Annotated in this window: 13 protein-coding genes; 3 read left to right on the top strand and 10 right to left on the bottom strand. The window is 69.8% G+C overall.

The window, feature by feature from the left end; all coding sequences use genetic code 11:
• Window positions 1–420 precede the first annotated feature (420 nt).
• Window positions 421–1,716: a hypothetical protein gene (locus tag CFW40_RS01680; RefSeq protein WP_088796044.1), complete on the top strand. Its 1,296-nt coding sequence runs from the start codon at window positions 421–423 to the stop codon at window positions 1,714–1,716.
• A gap of 180 nt (window positions 1,717–1,896) precedes the next feature.
• On the opposite strand, the gene CFW40_RS36920 is transcribed toward CFW40_RS01680, so the two are convergent.
• On the bottom strand, window positions 1,897–2,058 hold the full coding sequence (locus CFW40_RS36920; protein WP_176956611.1) for a hypothetical protein: 162 nt from the start codon (window positions 2,056–2,058) through the stop codon (window positions 1,897–1,899).
• Window positions 2,059–2,351: 293 nt separating this feature from the next.
• Entirely contained in the window at window positions 2,352–2,711 is a 360-nt protein-coding gene (locus CFW40_RS01675) for an N-acetyltransferase (RefSeq protein WP_143034597.1), read from the bottom strand.
• A 532-nt stretch (window positions 2,712–3,243) separates the two neighbouring features.
• On the opposite strand from CFW40_RS01675, the gene CFW40_RS01670 reads away from it, so the two are divergent.
• Complete coding sequence (locus tag CFW40_RS01670) at window positions 3,244–4,428, top strand: zinc-dependent alcohol dehydrogenase (RefSeq protein ID WP_088796042.1); 1,185 nt, start codon at window positions 3,244–3,246, stop codon at window positions 4,426–4,428.
• A 178-nt stretch (window positions 4,429–4,606) separates the two neighbouring features.
• Here the strand turns inward: CFW40_RS01670 and CFW40_RS01665 are convergent, their stop codons facing one another.
• Window positions 4,607–4,840 (bottom strand): hypothetical protein, encoded by a 234-nt coding sequence (locus tag CFW40_RS01665; RefSeq protein WP_088796041.1) that lies wholly within the window; start codon window positions 4,838–4,840, stop codon window positions 4,607–4,609.
• 437 nt (window positions 4,841–5,277) lie between these two features.
• Here CFW40_RS01665 and CFW40_RS01660 point away from each other — a divergent pair, with 437 nt between their 5' ends.
• The gene (locus CFW40_RS01660; protein WP_088796040.1) at window positions 5,278–6,216 is read left to right on the top strand and encodes a MerR family transcriptional regulator; all 939 of its coding nucleotides are present in this window, start codon (window positions 5,278–5,280) and stop codon (window positions 6,214–6,216) included.
• A 233-nt stretch (window positions 6,217–6,449) separates the two neighbouring features.
• On the opposite strand, the gene CFW40_RS01655 is transcribed toward CFW40_RS01660, so the two are convergent.
• The 7 genes from CFW40_RS01655 to CFW40_RS01625 all read right to left on the bottom strand — a co-directional run bounded on the left by CFW40_RS01655 (window position 6,450) and on the right by CFW40_RS01625 (window position 15,866).
• Window positions 6,450–7,424, bottom strand: coding sequence for a TIGR03557 family F420-dependent LLM class oxidoreductase (locus CFW40_RS01655; RefSeq protein ID WP_088796039.1), 975 nt, complete (start codon window positions 7,422–7,424; stop codon window positions 6,450–6,452).
• A 3-nt stretch (window positions 7,425–7,427) separates the two neighbouring features.
• Window positions 7,428–8,375: an NrfD/PsrC family molybdoenzyme membrane anchor subunit gene (gene nrfD / locus CFW40_RS01650; protein ID WP_088796038.1), complete on the bottom strand. Its 948-nt coding sequence runs from the start codon at window positions 8,373–8,375 to the stop codon at window positions 7,428–7,430.
• A gap of 71 nt (window positions 8,376–8,446) precedes the next feature.
• A complete protein-coding gene (locus tag CFW40_RS01645) occupies window positions 8,447–9,442 on the bottom strand; it encodes a 4Fe-4S dicluster domain-containing protein (protein ID WP_088796037.1) in 996 nt (331 codons plus the stop codon).
• Window positions 9,439–12,684, bottom strand: a complete 3,246-nt coding sequence (fdh, locus tag CFW40_RS01640; protein WP_088796036.1) for a formate dehydrogenase — start codon at window positions 12,682–12,684, stop codon at window positions 9,439–9,441. Before fdh ends, CFW40_RS01645 begins: the two co-directional genes overlap by 4 nt.
• A gap of 253 nt (window positions 12,685–12,937) precedes the next feature.
• A complete protein-coding gene (locus CFW40_RS01635) occupies window positions 12,938–14,572 on the bottom strand; it encodes an NAD(P)/FAD-dependent oxidoreductase (protein WP_088801840.1) in 1,635 nt (544 codons plus the stop codon).
• Window positions 14,573–14,625: 53 nt separating this feature from the next.
• Window positions 14,626–15,081 (bottom strand): SRPBCC family protein, encoded by a 456-nt coding sequence (locus CFW40_RS01630; RefSeq protein WP_088796035.1) that lies wholly within the window; start codon window positions 15,079–15,081, stop codon window positions 14,626–14,628.
• Between the two features lie 245 nt (window positions 15,082–15,326).
• Complete coding sequence (locus CFW40_RS01625; RefSeq protein WP_088796034.1) at window positions 15,327–15,866, bottom strand: isochorismatase family cysteine hydrolase; 540 nt, start codon at window positions 15,864–15,866, stop codon at window positions 15,327–15,329.
• Window positions 15,867–15,875: the final 9 nt, after the last annotated feature.

The following is a 15,875-nucleotide window of genomic DNA, read 5'->3' as shown; positions in this document are numbered from 1 at the left end:
TTCGCGCACGGGGACAGCCTGATCGTCAACGGAGCAATCGCCGAGACCCAGCCGGCACAGGTGCGTGAGGCACTGCGCGCCATCGACGCCACCAGCAGAGAAACCCTGTCGGGCCCTCGGCGCACGCTGGTGTCGCTCCGCCAGACCGACCGGGGTACGACCGCCTCGGAGTGGTCGCCGCTCGCACCCTCGCCGGGGCTGGCGGACGCTCGGCGATCACGGCCCATATTTCGCGCGCCCTGCGCGATCCCCACACCTTACGATCACTCGGTATGGCTACAGGAGGGGGTGGCAATGCTTGAGGGCACCGAAGGCGGGACCGCGGCAGCGATGCGACTCGTGGGAGGCGCGCCGCTTCGGGGAACGCTTGATGTCGCCGACCCCAGTGACTGGCTCGCGCTGGATGCAGGAGTGCGTGAGGTGGCCTGGTACCGCCTGCAGTCCCTGCCGGAGTGGGAGCACTTTGGCTCCCTGCCCGCCGATCTGACTCAGCTCGGCGAGTCCTGGCTCGCACTCGCTCTCTGCCACCGCGACGGGCGGATCCGTCAGGAGGCGGTCGGCCGGTCGGCCCGGTACCCCGGTCTGCTGCCGCTGGTCGTGATCCGCTGCGCCGACTGGGTCGGCCAAGTACGCGAACGCGCCCGGCAATTGCTGCGCGAAGCCCTCGACGTGGACTCTGCCCGCGACCTCGCGCCGCTCATCCTCCGCGTCGGCCGCCGCGACAGAGGTGCCTTCGGTGTCGATGTGCTCGGGCAGGTCCTGCGCCAGGCATCCCACGAGCAGCTCGTTGCTCTCTTCGCTGACCCCGACCGCATCGTGCGGCGGTTCGCGTACCGGCTGGCCGTCGAGGGCCGGCTGCTCCGTCCCGCTGAGCTTTCCCGCGCGGCCGCCCGGGACGAGGACACCGTGGTGCAGGACCTGTGTGCCACAGGGGCGCTCACGGCTCTGGGGGAGGGCGACGCGTACGAGGATGTGCTGCCTCCGCTGCTGTCGGCGCGCCACCCGCGTACGCGTGCGGCCGGCGTCACCGCGCTGCGACGGGCCGGATGGTCGGAACAGGCAAAGTTGTTTCTCAGCGACCGGTCCGCGCTCGTACGTGCTTGCGCCCGGTATGTCGTGCGACAGCAGGGAGGTGATCCGGTGGCCTGGTACCGGGAGCGGTGCACGGCACTGGACGACCTCGAGTTGCCGCCCGGTGCGGTCATCGGACTGGCCGAGTGCGGGAACCGCGCGGACGCCGGGCTGCTGTGGCCGCTGCTCGCGCACCCGACGGTCGGGGTGCGGGCGCGGGCGGTGGCCGGACTGCGGGCACTGGACTGCGTGGATGCGAAGCAGTTGCAGGCGCTCCTCGACGACCCTGGCGCCAGCGTTGTCCGCGAGACAGCCGTCGCCTTGCTGCCCTCGGCGAAGGAACTGCCCGCCGACTGGCTCCTGGAACGCACCGGCTCCGAGCGGCCGCGGCACGTCCGCGTCGGCGCATTCCGGCTGCTCGACGCGCGTGGTGGCATCGTGGCGCTACGGGCGGCGGTCGGTCTGCTGGAGGACCCTGATGCGAAGCTGCGCGCCTGGGCCGGAGAGTCCGTGCAGCGCTGGCATCCGTCGGCGGACGTGCGATGCCGCGCCGCGGAGGTGGGGGAACTGCTCGACCGAAGCCGACACCTCTTCAGCGACCACGTACTGCGTCGGCGGAAGTGGGAGGCCGGGGTGGACAGCTGAGTACGCGTGGAAACGGAGCAGCAGACCCCGGCGGGCAGCGACGTCGGCTACCGGCAGGACCACGTCCATCCGGACGCTTGAGCACGGAGGACAACCCGATCAGCTTCGACATCGAAGCCGAGCACCGGATGGCCACAGGCACCCTCCGGATCCCTCAGCACCGGCTTGCCCAACCGTTGCCTAGATCAGCGGGTGCCAGAGCCAGTGCTGGAAGCGGGCGAAGGCCAGGTCGATGATGCCGCTGCCCGCGGCGTACAGGGCCCGCAGAGGGGTTGCTGCTACAGGGGCCGACGGGACGGGCCGGGGGGCGTGGAACGCCGTGGGTGCGCGCTGCTGACTCACGCGTCGGCGCCAGAGGTCCCGGCGCCGCTGGTGGCGGCCTCGACGCATGCCGTGGACGCCCTCGTCGCCGGTGCAGGCGGCTTCAACTCGCGTGTCAGGCACGAGGTGCTGCGATGTGCCGGGACTAGGGGGTGTCTCCCCGATCTCCGTGGGCCTGCGACGTCTGGCACCGCACCTCGCCGCGTTGTCGGACCATCCCCGTACACCCAGTACGGGGACGATCCTCCGCCTTGCGATGCACGGCACCAGACGCCGCAGGCTGATCCACGCAGATCGGGGAGACACCCCCTAGCTCAGCCCCTCGCCCGCCTCTTTTTCCCGCGACTGTCAGAGGCGCCGTTTTGGAGGTGGGGACAGCCCAGGTCGGCACGGTTGTTGGGCAGGCGCATGCGATGGGCCAGGTCACGCGTCATGCGCTGGGGGAGGCAGCAGCGCCAGGCGATATCGGGGTAGCAGGCTCGCAGGTGAGAAACCGCACGTGTGCCCAGGCCGCTGTCCTGCAATGGTGTGGTGACGTGAACCTGGGTGATCACCCCGCTCGCGCAGTGTTCACACACCTCGTAGGTGACTTCCCCGACGACGCGGCGGATGTACACCAGCAGCAGACTTTGCGCCCGCTCACTCGCCGGTGCCGGAGAGTGGAAGATCACCACGTCCCGGTAGGCGAGCACTCTCCGGTGGAGCTTGCCACGTCGGCGGCCCAGGCGGGTGTGTCGCGGTCGCCGACGACGATGCGCGCCCTGCAGCAGAGCTCTTGGCCCGAAGTTAGATGTAGCAGCCATGCACGGCGCATACCCGGGCCGAAAGCGGACAATCCCCCGGACTCGACCACTTCGCTCGTCGGCCATACCCTCCTTCGGTCCGCCTGCCCGTTGGCGTGGGACGTCCTCACGTGATCGTCGGCGCCCGTCGGCTCCGCATCCGTTCGCGCGTGCTACCCCCGCCACCCTCGACCCAAAGGCGGGACGGTCATAGCGGGGGAGGGGGTATGGGTGGGGGCGGCGCAGTCGGCTGCAGGCAACGCGGAGCCGGCGGTGCCATTCGCTCGCATCCCGGTCAGAACCTCGCAGGAGATGCGGAGGGTGGTTGAGGGATCACCATCCGTATTCCTTGCTGCGCATCCCCGGGGGCGGTCGCATGGTGGTAGCGAGGACCGTTTTGCAGGGGGACTGGTGAGGAGTAGCGATGAGAGCTCTGACCTGGCACGGAAAGCGTGATGTGCGTGTGGAGACCGTTCCCGACCCGAAAATCCAGGAACCGACCGACATCATCGTGCGCGTCACTTCCACCGGCATCTGCGGGTCGGATCTGCACCTCTACGAGATCTTCGGCCCGTACCTCGAGCCCGGCGACATCCTCGGGCACGAGCCCATGGGCATCGTCGAGGAGACCGGCCCCGAGGTCACCGAGGTCTCGGTCGGCGACCGGGTGGTTGTTCCCTTCAACGTCTCCTGCGGCACGTGCTGGATGTGCGAGCGCGGCCTTCAATCGCAGTGTGAGACGACCCAGGTCACCGACCGGGGCATGGGCGCCTCCCTCTTCGGGTTCACCAAGCTCTACGGCCAGGTCCCCGGCGGTCAGGCAGAGCTCCTGCGTGTGCCGTTCGGGAACACGCTCCCCATCAAGGTCCCGAAAGGGCCGCCGGACCAGCGGTTCGTCTATCTCTCCGACGTTCTGCCCACTGCCTGGCAGGCCGTCCACTACTCGGCCATTCCGCCGGGCGGAAGTGTCACCGTGCTGGGGCTCGGACCCATTGGCGACATGGCCGCCCGCATCGCTCTCCACCAGGGTGCGAGCAAGGTAATCGGCGTCGACCTGGTCCCCGAACGGCTCGCGCGGGCCCGCGAACGAGGGGTCCACACCCTCGACCTGAACGAGCACGGCAAGGGCCTTGCGGAGGAGATCCGTCGGCTCACCGACGGCCGCGGCACGGACTCCGTCATCGAGGCGGTCGGCATGGAGGCGCACGGCGCCCCGCTCACCCGAGCCGCCCAGAACATGGCCGCAGTACTGCCCGATGCTCTCGGCGAACGACTCATGGCCAGGGCGGGCGTGGACAGCATGACGGCCTTCAACACGGCGGTGGACGCCGTGCGTCGAGGGGGCACCATCTCCCTGATCGGCGTCTACGGAGGCGCCGTCGATCCCGTCCCCATGCTCACCCTGTTCGACAAGCAGATCCAGCTCAGGATGGGCCAGGCCAACGTCAAGCACTGGGTCGACGACATCCTGCCTCTCCTGAACGACGAGGACGTCCTGGGAGTCGACCACTTCGCCACCCATACCCTCCCCCTGGAAGACGGCCCCCAGGCGTACAAGACCTTCCAGGCCAAGGAAGACGGCATGGTCAAGACGGTCCTCACCCCGTGAAGCCGCACCTACAACCCGGCCGAGACATGACGGGCAGGGCGCCACGGATCGCCAGCCGCTCTACGGTGAGCTGCGAACGGCTGCCCGCAGCTCACCGTGTACACGGCGCCCCTTCTCGCCCTCCTCAGAGGACTACGAGCGGTTAGCGGCTCGGTCCCGCTGCGCCGCCGTTTCATGGTCAAGCGCTGTCGGCGAGCGCAGTATTGCCCTTTGCCCGGGCGCAGTGGGCGCAGCAGAAGAACTTTCCGTCGGCTTGGTGGCCGTGACCCAGGATGCGGCAGCCGCAGTTTTCGCAGATGGGTGCGATTTTGTGCGCCGCGCATTCGAGGCTGTCGAAGGTGTGGACAGCGCCGGCCACGTGGACCTCAAAGGCCATGGTGTAGTCGTTGCCGCAGACGTCGCAGACTGCCATGTGATCTCCTCACGGGCGAGCGATCAGGTGTGAGCTGGAGCGGTATACCCATGACCTCATGGGTTCCGGGAACCTGCGCGACGCAGAAGGCAGATGGCGCAGTCCTGTGCTGCGAGTGCGGTGCGAGGCGGGTCGGCGCGGCGCGTTTCTGCCGGTGCGGTGCGAGGCCGGTCGGCGCGGCGCGTGTTCTGCCGGTGCGTGGGAACCGTTCGCCCGGGTCCTGCCGGTCACGCAAGCGGCTTGACTTCGTCATCGAGGCTTCTTGGCTGCAACGGAGAAGCTGAGCCGCGGGCGGCTCAGGCACGGCCGACTCTTGATTGAGTCCAAGGGCTCGTAGCCGTAGACCGCCGGTGAGCGGTGACGCAGGAAGTCCCGGTCGGAGCCCAGGCGGAAAATAGCCTTGAGTCTCCAGTGACTGGAGACATCAGAGTGGGGGCATGGACGTGACGACCCTCTACTCGATCGGGGAGCTTTCCCGGCGGACCGGCCTGTCCGTGAGGACCATCCGGTTCTACTCCGATTCGGGGGTGGTTGCGCCGACCACCCGAAGTCCCGCCGGCTATCGGCTCTACGACCTCGACGCACTGCTGCGCCTGGAACTCCTCTGCACCCTGCGCGAGCTGGGCATGAACCTGGCCACGATTCAACGGGTACTGGATCGCGAGCTCTCGGTGGCGGAAGTCGCCGCGGCGCACGCCGACGCCATGGACGTCCAGATCCGGGTGCTGCGACTGCGTCAGAGCGTTCTGCGAGCCGTGGCCAGACGCGGGTCCGATCCCGAGGAGATCAAGCTCATGCACAGGCTCACGCGGTTGTCCGGCGAGGAACGCCGACGACTGATCGACGATTTCGTGGACGGCACGTTCGGCACCACGGATGCCGACGCGGCGGCAGTGGCCATGGTGCGCGCTGCCACTCCAGATCTTCCCGATGATCCGTCCAGTGAGCAGGTCGCCGCGTGGGCGGAACTCGCTGAGCTGGTCGGCGACGAGGACTTCCGGGCCCGGATGCGCCGGACGGCCGGGAGGCAGGCCGCCGGGCGCGGGCTCGGCATCGAGAGCGATGCCGGAGAGAAACTGATGGATTTCACCCGCCGCAAGGTGGCCGCGGCCATGGAGTCGGGCATCGATCCGCTCAGCGACAGGGCCACACCCGTCATCGACGCCCTCATACATCGCTTCGCCGAGGTATTCGCGCGCACCCCCGACACGGAATTCCGGAACTGGATGGCGCGACAGTTCGAAGAAGCACACGACCCCCAGGTGGACCGGTACTGGCGGCTGGTGTGGCTGGTCAACGGCTGGCAGGTCGTACCGAACCTGCTTCCGGTGTACCCCTGGCTCATCCAGGCTCTGCGAAAAGTCCGTGACGCGTAGTCACTGCACCTGGTCTCCGCCCTGGATCCCTTGAATGAGTCCAAGGGATCTTCTGCGGACAGACATGTGACGAGGCCGTCCGACGTCGATGTGTCTACCGACCCGGAGGGGCAGCTCAACCTGGAACCACACGCCGGCAAGAGCCCGGCAGGGTTGCTACGGGGGCGGGTCTGCCGGGGCCGGGCCACAAACGGGGCGGGAGACTTGGCGCCTGGGTGGGCGCAGCGGAAAAACTACCCGGCAGCGGGCTGCAAGCCACGCAGCCGCTGGTCCAGTTCGCTTCGGTAGAAGTCCATGAACCCGTCCGGGTCCGGCCCGGCGTTCTGTGCCACGAGCCGGTCGAAGCCCGCGTCCACGAAGGGCTGTGCCACCTGCAGGAACCTCGCGGGGTCGGTTCCGCAGGCGAACGTGGACAGGATGTCCTCTTCGCGCACGGTGGCAGTGGCGGCCTCGAAGTTCGTCGGGTTGGGCAACTCGCTCATCACCTTCCACCCGGTCACCGCCCACCGTGAGGTCTCCAGGGCGGCCTGTGCCCCGGTGCGCGCGTGGGGAGCCCAGGCCATGGGCACCTCGGCGTACCGCGGACCGTCGCCGCCCGCGCGACGGTATGCCTCCACGGTCTCGCCCGCGGGCTCAGTGGCGAAGAGCCCGTCTCCGGCCTCGGCGGCGAGACGGGCCGCGGTGGGGCCGCCGGCGGCCACCACGATTTGCGGGAGTTTTTGGGGGAGGTCGAAGACGCGGGCGTCGTCCAGCTTCAGATACCGACCGTCGTAGGACTGGTAGCCACCGCTCCACAGCAGCCTGATGATCTCCAGTGCCTCCCGCAGCCGTGCGTGCCGCTCAGGTACGGAGTGGGGGAAGCCTTCTCCGGTCACGTGCTCGTTGAGCCGTTCCCCCGAGCCCACGCCGAGCGTGAAGCGGCCGTCGGAGAGCAGGGCGAGGGTTGCGGCCGCCTGCGCGATGATCGCGGGGTGATAGCGGACCGAGGGGCACGTCACTCCGGTTGCCAGGCCGATGCGTTCGGTCTTGGCGGCGATGGTCCCGAGCACCGTCCAGGCGAAGGGGGAGTGGCCCTGGACGTCCAGCCAGGGGTGGTAGTGGTCGCTCATCTCGACGAAGTCAAAACCCGCCTGCTCCGCGAGCACCGCCTGGCGTACCAGTTCTTCGGGCCCGAAGGACTCGGCAGCGAGTTTGTAGCCGATCTGCACTGTTCACTCCTTGTCCGGGTCGTACGCTCCGCCGTTTTCCTGTGCGGCACGCTCCCGTTCGAGTCGTTCGCGTTGCGGTACGACGGTGTGCCGGGGGTCCTCGGCCGAGGCGACCCCCGCCGCGAAGACCCCGAAGCGGGTGCACGCAGAGCCGGCGAGCAGGGCCAGCCCGGCGACGGATGCGGCCGGGCGTGCGGCGCGTCCCAGGAACGGAGCCGCGATTCCCGCCGCCGCGCCGCCCACGATGAGCGTGCGGGCGCAGCGAAGCAGCGTGCCCGCCCGCCCTTCCCGCCAGGTCTCGGCGACGCTGCCCAGGCGACGCTCGGCGGCTGTGCTCGCGGCGAGGTCTCCGGCGGCTGCGAGCACAGCGGCGCAGCGGGCAGGGCCCGTCTCGCGGATCGGTCCGGCGACGAGGGCCATCCCCGAGGCCGCGGCGGTCGCGGAGGCCGCGAAGAGATAGGGGAGTTCGCGGTGCGCGCCGTGCCAGGCGGGAACGGCGGTGTCGGCCGCGAGGACGGCGGTGTACGTGGCGACCGCGGGACCGGTGAGCGCCGCGCCGAGGGTCGCGGCGGCACCCACACGTCGGAAGGTGCCGCTGACGGCGGTGGCGGCGGCGAGTCCGGCGGCCGGCCCGTAGACGCCCAGCAGCCAGGAGCCGACGCTCATCGGCGAGGTCGGCTTGAACACCCGCAGCATGTGGGTGAACCGCGACGGGCGCCCGAGATCGTGGATCAGCGCGGCCACGGACAGGCCGGCGGCCCCGACGGAGGACACCTTGAGCGCGGTCGCGGTCACGGGACGCCCCGTGAAGTGGGCGCCTGCTGCGAGGACCGATCCGGCTCCCGCGAGACCGCCGAGGAAGAAGTAGCCGGCGATGTCACGGGGCGACCAGGACGGCGCCTTGATGACGGGCCTGCCGTAATAGGACTGGAACTCGGCGCGTGGGACCATGAGTTCCTCGCCCCGTCGCTTGCGGCCGGGGCCTTGTCGGCGCGCTGCGCGCGGCCCGTCGGGAGGCGAGGTCATCGGCGTCCTTTCCGCAGGCCCGCGGCCCGGCCGAGGGCGGGCAGAACGTGGGAGAGGGCCCCTGCGGCGAGGAGGGACAGCGCGGCGGCGCCCGCGTGTCTCCACATCGCGGGCAGGTCCCTGGTGGTCACGACGGGCGCCGGCGGCAGACCGTAGACCTCGGGTTCGTCCAAAAGCAGGAAGAAGGCACCGTCACCGCCCACTCCGTCATCCGGTTCGTGTCCGTACAGACGCGCCTCGGGTACGCCGGACGCCTGGAGTTGTTCCACGCGAAGGGCGGCACGTTCCCGCAGTTCGTCGAGGGGGCCGAACTGGATGGAATCCGTGGGGCACGCCTTGGCGCAGGCCGGCTCCTGCCCGGCCCCGAGCCGGTCGTAACACATCGTGCATTTGAACGCCCGGCCGTCTTCCGCGCGTTGCTCGATCACACCGTACGGGCAGGCCGGGACGCAGTAGCCGCAGCCGTTGCAGATGTCCTCCTGGACCACGACCGTCCCGAACTCGGTGCGGAAGAGTGAGCCGGTGGGGCAGACGTCGAGGCAGGCGGCATGGGTGCAGTGCTTGCACACATCGGAGGACATGAGCCACCGCATTCCGCCGGGCTCCTGGGACGGCTCGGTCTGCGCCGGGCCGTCGGCGAGTGGCAGCAGGGTGCGGCCTTCCGGCTCGGGCGGGCCGGTGTGCACGGGCTTGTTCTGTTCGATGAAGGCGACGTGCCGCCAGGTGGACGCTCCGAGCCCCTGGGTGTTGTCGTAGGACATGCCGGTGAGGGAGAACCCGTCCTCGGGGAGGGCGTTCCACTCCTTGCAGGCCACCTCGCAGGCCTTGCAGCCGATGCACACGGAGGTGTCGGTGAAGAACCCGACGCGGGGCGGGGTGTCCTCGTATCCGGCGTCGCCGGCCGGGTCGGGCTCGGGGCCGGACAGGAGCCGGTCGACGAGTGACCGGGCCGGTGGCTCGGCCCCGGCGTCCGGTACGGGATCGGCCGTCATGTGCTCTCCTCCACTCCGGTGTGCTCGGTGATGCCCGCGCGGCCTCGGTACTCGGCCACGAGCGCGGGCAGGGCGGCGCCGCGTGGCCGGCGTCCGGGCCTGATGTCGGCGGTGAGCGCCTTGTCCTCCTGGATGTGCGCGTTGGGGTCCAGGGAGATGGCCATGAGCTCGTTGGCCGCGTCACCGGTCACGACACCATTGGGCCCCCAGTGGAAGGGCATCCCGATCTGGTGCACGGGGCGGCCGTGCACGATCAGCGGGCGGAGCCGTTCGGTGACCAGGACGCGGGCCTCGATGGCGTTGCGGGCGGTGATGACGGTGGCCCAGCCGCCGTGTTCCAGACCGCGCTCGGCCGCCAGCTCCGGGGAAAGTTCGCAGAAGAACTCCGGTTGCAGTGCGCTCAGATAGGGCGACCAGCGACTCATGCCTCCTGCGGTGAAGTGCTCCGTCAGGCGGTGCGTGGTGACGATGTAGGGGTAGACCTCGGCGCCCGGCTCGTTGCCGCTCGGATGGTAGCGGTTGCCCTCGCGGGGCAGGGTCTTGCGGGCCGGCGACCGGTCGACGCCCGGGTACAGCAGGTTGGGGAAGGGTGAATCCTGCGGCTCGTAGTGCGTGGGCAGCGGCCCGTCCTCCAGCCCCGCGGGCACGTAGAGCCAGCCTTTGCCGTCGGCCTGCATGATGAACGGGTCGTCGCCGCGCAGCGCCTCGGGCCCGACCGCGTCCTCGGGCGGGACGTGTGCCGGATCGAGGTCGGGGATGAAGTCGGGCACATCGTGCCCCGTCCAGCGGCCGGCGTCGCTGTCCCACCACACATAGGCCTTACGTGTGCTCCAGGGCCGGCCCTCAGGATCGGCGGAGGCCCGGTTGTAGAGGATGCGGCGGTTGGCGGGCCAGGCCCAGGCCCACTCCAGTGCGGTCCAGCTCTGCTCGGTGTGCGGCTTGCGGCGGTCGGCCTGGTTGACGCCGTCGGCGTAGATCCCGCAGTAGATCCAGCAGCCGCAGTTCGTGGAGCCGTCGTCCTTCAGCTGGGTGTAGGCCGACAGCGGGGCACCGTCCGGACCATGGCCGTTGATCTCGGCGAGAACGGCCGCGGCGACGGGCTCGCGCAGCGGGCCGTCCACGGGGTAGTCCCACGTGAGGTCCTGGACGGGCCGGTCCCGGGGGTCGGTGGAGTCCTTGAGGAGCTCCTTGACGCGGCGTCCGAGGTGGTACATGAACCACAGGTCGCTGCGCGCCTCGCCCTCGGGTTCGACAGCGGCCTGGTGCCACTGGACCCAGCGGTTGGTGTTGGTGAAGGAGCCGGACTTCTCGGTGTGTGCGGCGGCGGGGAAGAAGAAGACCTCGGTGCCGATGTCCTCGGTGCGCATCTCACCCGTGGCGATCTCGGGTCCGTCCTTCCACCACGTCGCCGATTCGATGAGCGAGAAGTCGCGCACCACGAGCCAGTCGAGCTGCGCCATCCCCAGGCGCTGCAGGCGGGTGTTGGCGGAGCCGACCGCCGGATTCTCCCCCATGAGGAAGTACCCCTTGCACTCGCCGTCGAGCTGCGCCATGACGGTCTCGTATGTGCTGTGCGAGCCGGTCAGACGGGGCAGGTGGTCGAAGCAGAAGTCGTTGTCGGCGGTGGCGGCGTCGCCGTAGTACGCCTTGAGGAGGCTCACGAAGTAGGCGCGCATGTTGCCCCAGAAGCCCTTGTCGGTGCGGCTGGCGGCGATGAAGGCGTCGAGGTCCTCGTGGGCGTGGGCGTGCGGCATGGGCAGGTAGCCGGGCAGCAGGTTGAAGAGGGTGGGGATGTCGCTGGAGCCCTGGATGGAGGCGTGGCCGCGCAGCGCCTGAATGCCTCCGCCGGGCCGCCCGATGTTGCCGAGCAGCAGCTGGAGCACGCAGGCGGCACGGATGTACTGGGAGCCGACGGTGTGCTGCGTCCAGCCGACGGCGTAGCAGAAGGCGCTGGTCCGGTCGCGTCCGGAGTTGGCGGTGAGCGCGTCGCACACCTCCAGGAAGGTCGCCCGGGGGATGCCGCAGGTCTCCTCGACCAGCTCGGGTGTGTAGCGCGCGTAGTGGCGTTTGAGGATCTGGTAGACGCAGCGCTCGTGCTGGAGGGTGTCATCGCGCCGCGGCCGGCCGGGGGCCTGGGGGCCGCCGGACCCGTGCGCCTCCGAGCCACCGGCCTGGCGTACGCGTTCCTCGTAGCGCTGGTCGGGATCGCCCGCGGGGGCCTGCACATCGGCGCCGTCGTACTGCCAGCTCTCGGGATCGTAGGTGCCGGTCTCGGGGTCGAAACCGGAGAACACGCCTCCCAGGTCTTCGGTGTCGCGGAAGTCCTCGCCCACGAGCGAAGCCGCGTTGGTGTAGCGCAGGACGTACTCGCGGAAGTCCTTGCCCTCGGTCAGGACGTGATTGATCAGCGCCCCGAGGAACACGATGTCGCTGCCGGCGCGGATCGGGACGTGGAGGTCGGCAAGGGCGCTCGTCCGGGTGTAACGGGGGTCGACGTGAATGATCTTGGCTCCGCGCGCCTTGGCTTCCATGACCCACTGGAAGCCGACCGGGTGAGCCTCCGCGTAGTTGGAGCCCTGGATCACGATGCAGTCGGAGTGCTGGAGATCCTGCATGAAGGTCGTGGCGCCGCCACGTCCGAAGGAGGTACCGAGGCCGGCGACCGTCGAGCTGTGGCACACGCGAGCCTGGTTCTCGACCTGCACGACCCCCAGGCCGGTCAGCAGCTTCTTGATCAGGTAGTTCTCCTCGTTGTCGAGGGTCGCTCCGCCCAGGCTCGCGAGGCCCATGGTGCGCGCAGTGCGCACGCCGTCGCGCTCCCACTCCCAGGTCTCGGCACGGGTCCGGACCACTCGCTCGGCCACCATGTCCATGGCGGTCTCCAAGTCGAGCGGCTCCCAGTCCCTGCCGTGCGGCCGACGGTAGAGAACGTGGTGCAGACGTGCGGCGCCGGTGGTGAGCTGGAGGGAGGCGGAGCCCTTGGGGCACAGCCGACCCCGGCTGACCGGGGAGTCCGGGTCGCCCTCGATCTGCACGACGCGGTCGTCCTTGACGTAGACCTGCTGACCGCAGCCGACGGCGCAGTACGGGCACACCGACTGCACGACCCTGTCGGCCCGGTCGGTGCGCGGTCGCAGAGCCTCGGTGCGGGCGGAACGGGCGGCGCTCCCACGTCCGAGCGGGTCGTTGCCGGTGAGCTGCCGGTACACGGGCCACTCGGTGACCCAGGTGCGCAGGCCCATCTCGTACACCTCCGGACGAGTGCTCTCTTCGCTGGGAGCGACCCCATGGCAGGACAACCCGGCCCGCCTGGGGCTCCCCTCCCAGGGTCGCCCCGGGGTGCCAGTACAGCGACCCGAGTACCAATTGACGCCCGAGTACCCGGGCTCGCCCGATGTACGCGGAGTGGTGGCTGCCGCTCTTCCCCCTGTACGCCGAAGCCTCCACGTGGAGAGAACGGCCACCCGCGGGGCGCGCTCGATGGCGTCCAGCCGCTCAACGGCGTCCCTGCCGTGGGTCGTCGTTCCGGCTTCGGGGGGTCAGTGCACGTTGAGCCAGCGAGAGGACCACACTCGGGGACAGCTTGCGCAGTGCCGCCCGCGCGGCGTTCGCGCCGGGTGCCCCGTGAACGCCTCCTCCAGGGTGGGCGCCGGCGGAAGCCAGGAACAGGCCCTTGACGGGTGTCTCCGGTCGCCCCGTGCCAGGAAGAGGCCGGAACACCAACTGTTGGTGCAGGGATGCGGTTCCTCCGTTGATGGCCCCGCCCTGCAGGTTGGAGTCGAGCGCCTGCAACGTCGGCGGCGCAAGGATCCGGCGCGCTTGGATACGCGAGCGAAAGCCCGGCGCGAACCGTTCCACTTGGCTTTCCATGCGGTCCGCCATGGCTTCCTGCTCCCGCAGGTTCCACACTCCGGTGATGCCGTCCGCCCCGGCATCACCGCGAACCCGCTGCGGCACATGGGTATAGGCCCACGCCGACTCGGTGCCGGCGGGGGAGCGGCAGGGATCCGCTGTGGTCATCTGGCCGAAGAGCGCGAAGGGCCGGTCGGGCACCTGCCCCATGGCGATCTGCGCCGCGAAGCGGGTGAGCGCATCGACGCTGTCGGCCACGTGCACGGTGCCCGCGGACGATGCCTCCCCGGCTGCCCAGGGCACGGGCTTGTCGAGGGCCCAATCGACCTTGAAGGTGGCGAAGTCCCACTGGAAGCGGCGCAGGTCCTGCACGAGACGGCCCGGCAGATGGCGGTGGTCCACGAGATCTCCGTACAGGGAGGTAACCGAGACGTCCGCGAGCACGGCGCGGCCCGCCGGGACGCACTCGCCGTTCGCCGTGCGCACCGCCACGGCCCGGCCCGCGCGTACGACGACCTCGACGACGCGCTCACCGCAGCGCAATGCGCCGCCGCGGCGCCGGAGCCGTCTCACCAGCGCCGCGGTAAGAGCTCCGGCTCCGCCCACCGGCACGGGAAAGCCATGAGTCTGCCCGAGCATGGTCATCAGCCAGCCGAAGCCCCCACTGCCGGCGGCCTCCGGAGCGAGGTCGGCATGGAGGGCGTTGCCGGCGAGGAGCAGCCGTCCCGCGTCCCCGCTGAACTCCTCTTCACCCAGTTGCCGCACGGGCAGCAGCATCGTCCGGGCAAGGCGGAGGCCGCCGGCGCCGCGCAGTCGGGCGGCGAGTCGGGCTGCGGATCGCACCGGCGGGAACGGCGTGAAAAGGGCGCCCAGGAGGTCGGGCCCGATGCTGTCCCAGATCCGGCAGAGGTGGTGCCAGGCCGCTCCGTCGCCGGAGGCGAAGGCGTCCATGGCCGCCGCGGTCCGGCCCCGGTCCCGGTCCAGCACGGCGCACCGGCCATCGGGCAGCGGGTGGGCCAGCACCCGCGGGGCGTGACTCCAACGCAGCCCCTCGACGTGCAGATCGAGGGTGGCCAGGACGGGCGAGGCGGCGGCCAGCGGATAGAAGGAGCTACCGAGATCATTGACGTAGTCGGGGTGGACTTCGCGGTCACTGCGGACTGCTCCGCCCGGTTCGCTCTGGGCTTCCAGCACCTCCACCGACCAGCCGGCATCGGCGAGAAGGTTTGCCGCGACGAGCCCGTTGGGCCCAGCGCCGATCACCACTGCGTCCGGCATCATCCCTCCACTTCGCCCCTGCTCGTCAGCTGGGCTGATCCGGTTCGCCGGCCTCAGCCAGGTCTCCCGGCGACTTCCTCCGGGGCCGCGGCGGTCTTGGCGAGGCGATCGAGCATGCTGCGGTTGCGCAGCTGCAGCACGGCGTCGACCGCGCTGTTGTGCAGCAGCCCGCCGGGACCGCGCAGCGGGTGTTCGTCGAAGATCACCAGAGTGTTCTCTCCCCAGGGACGGACCTCGATGGCGATCCTTGCCGTGCCCAGCCACCCGCTGTCGACCTCTAGCTCGAGGAGCCGCGGTGCTTCGTGGCGACGCACGATGGTCTCGCCGGACAGCGACCACGGTCCCACACGCAGGGTGTATTCCAGCGTGGAGCCGCACTGCGGCCAGTTGCCGCTCTTCTCGGCCGTAGCCGAAGGGCCCACCACCCAGTCGCTGAAACGCGACGCGTCGGACAGGACAGCCCACACGTCCTCGGGGGGTTTCCTGATCAGCCGATGCCGCACGGCCATACGAGCCTCCTGCGTGCCGACGAGACGTAGCCGCTGAGTGAAGCCTAGGGCGGTCCAGGTCTGCGGGCCTCTCGACGGGCATCGCGAACGTGCGCCGAAGAGGAGTACAGGCGGCCGAGGGGGAGTGCGGTCAGGGACCCGGCCGAGAGCAGTCACCTGCCGCCTCCCGGGGCCAGTCCACCCGCGACCCGAGGGACGCGGCAGACCGCGCGCCGCATGCGCGTGTCGTGGCTCGTGCTTCCTGCTCAGAAGATTTCCTCGGCGGTGGAGCTGACGATACGGGCCTGCATATTGCGTTCCATCATGCGCAGGGCCGCTTCCGCGAGATCCCGGTGGATATGGGCACAGGCATCCTCGACGACGGTGACGCCGATGTGCCGGATATGTGCGTCGAGCGCCGAGTAGAGCACGCACTGTTCGGTGACCTGACCGCAGAGCACGATCGTGTCGATGCCATGTTGGCGCAGGAGATACTCCAGGGGTGTCTCGTAGAAGATCGAGTGCCGCGCCTTGACCACGAACAAGGAGTTCTCATCCGGCCGCAGCGGCTCCACCAGGTCCGTGTGCGGGCCGCTGAGCACGGTGTCCAGCAGCTCGTCGTGGTGCGAGCGCCACAGCCCGAAATTGTCGTTGACGTAAATGACCTCGGTGTCGCTGCGCCGGGCCCGTTCGATCAGTGCAGTCAGGCGCGGCAGCACCGTACGTACCGAGGGCAGGAGCAGTTCGGCGTCCTCGTGGTCGTAGGAGTTGAGCATGTCGATCACGATGAGTGCGGTGTCCGACATGGCGCGGCC

Origin of the sequence: Streptomyces sp. 2114.4, assembly GCF_900187385.1 — a bacterium.
Taxonomy (GTDB): Bacteria; Actinomycetota; Actinomycetes; order Streptomycetales; family Streptomycetaceae; genus Streptomyces; species Streptomyces mooreae.
The sequence above is the reverse complement of the archived record's forward strand: the minus strand, read 5'-3'. Positions and strand labels throughout refer to the sequence as shown.

Excerpts from the sequence above, each read along its gene's own strand:
- CFW40_RS01670 (WP_088796042.1), top strand. The coding sequence starts at position 3,244 with ATGAGAGCTCTGACCTGGCACGGAAAGCGTGATGTGCGTGTGGAGACC.
- CFW40_RS01665 (WP_088796041.1), bottom strand. The coding sequence starts at position 4,840 with ATGGCAGTCTGCGACGTCTGCGGCAACGACTACACCATGGCCTTTGAG.
- CFW40_RS01660 (WP_088796040.1), top strand. The coding sequence starts at position 5,278 with ATGGACGTGACGACCCTCTACTCGATCGGGGAGCTTTCCCGGCGGACC.
- nrfD (WP_088796038.1), bottom strand. The coding sequence starts at position 8,375 with ATGGTCCCACGCGCCGAGTTCCAGTCCTATTACGGCAGGCCCGTCATC.
- CFW40_RS01645 (WP_088796037.1), bottom strand. The coding sequence starts at position 9,442 with ATGACGGCCGATCCCGTACCGGACGCCGGGGCCGAGCCACCGGCCCGG.
- fdh (WP_088796036.1), bottom strand. The coding sequence starts at position 12,684 with ATGGGCCTGCGCACCTGGGTCACCGAGTGGCCCGTGTACCGGCAGCTC.
- CFW40_RS01635 (WP_088801840.1), bottom strand. The coding sequence starts at position 14,572 with ATGCCGGACGCAGTGGTGATCGGCGCTGGGCCCAACGGGCTCGTCGCG.
- CFW40_RS01630 (WP_088796035.1), bottom strand. The coding sequence starts at position 15,081 with ATGGCCGTGCGGCATCGGCTGATCAGGAAACCCCCCGAGGACGTGTGG.
- CFW40_RS01625 (WP_088796034.1), bottom strand. The coding sequence starts at position 15,866 with ATGTCGGACACCGCACTCATCGTGATCGACATGCTCAACTCCTACGAC.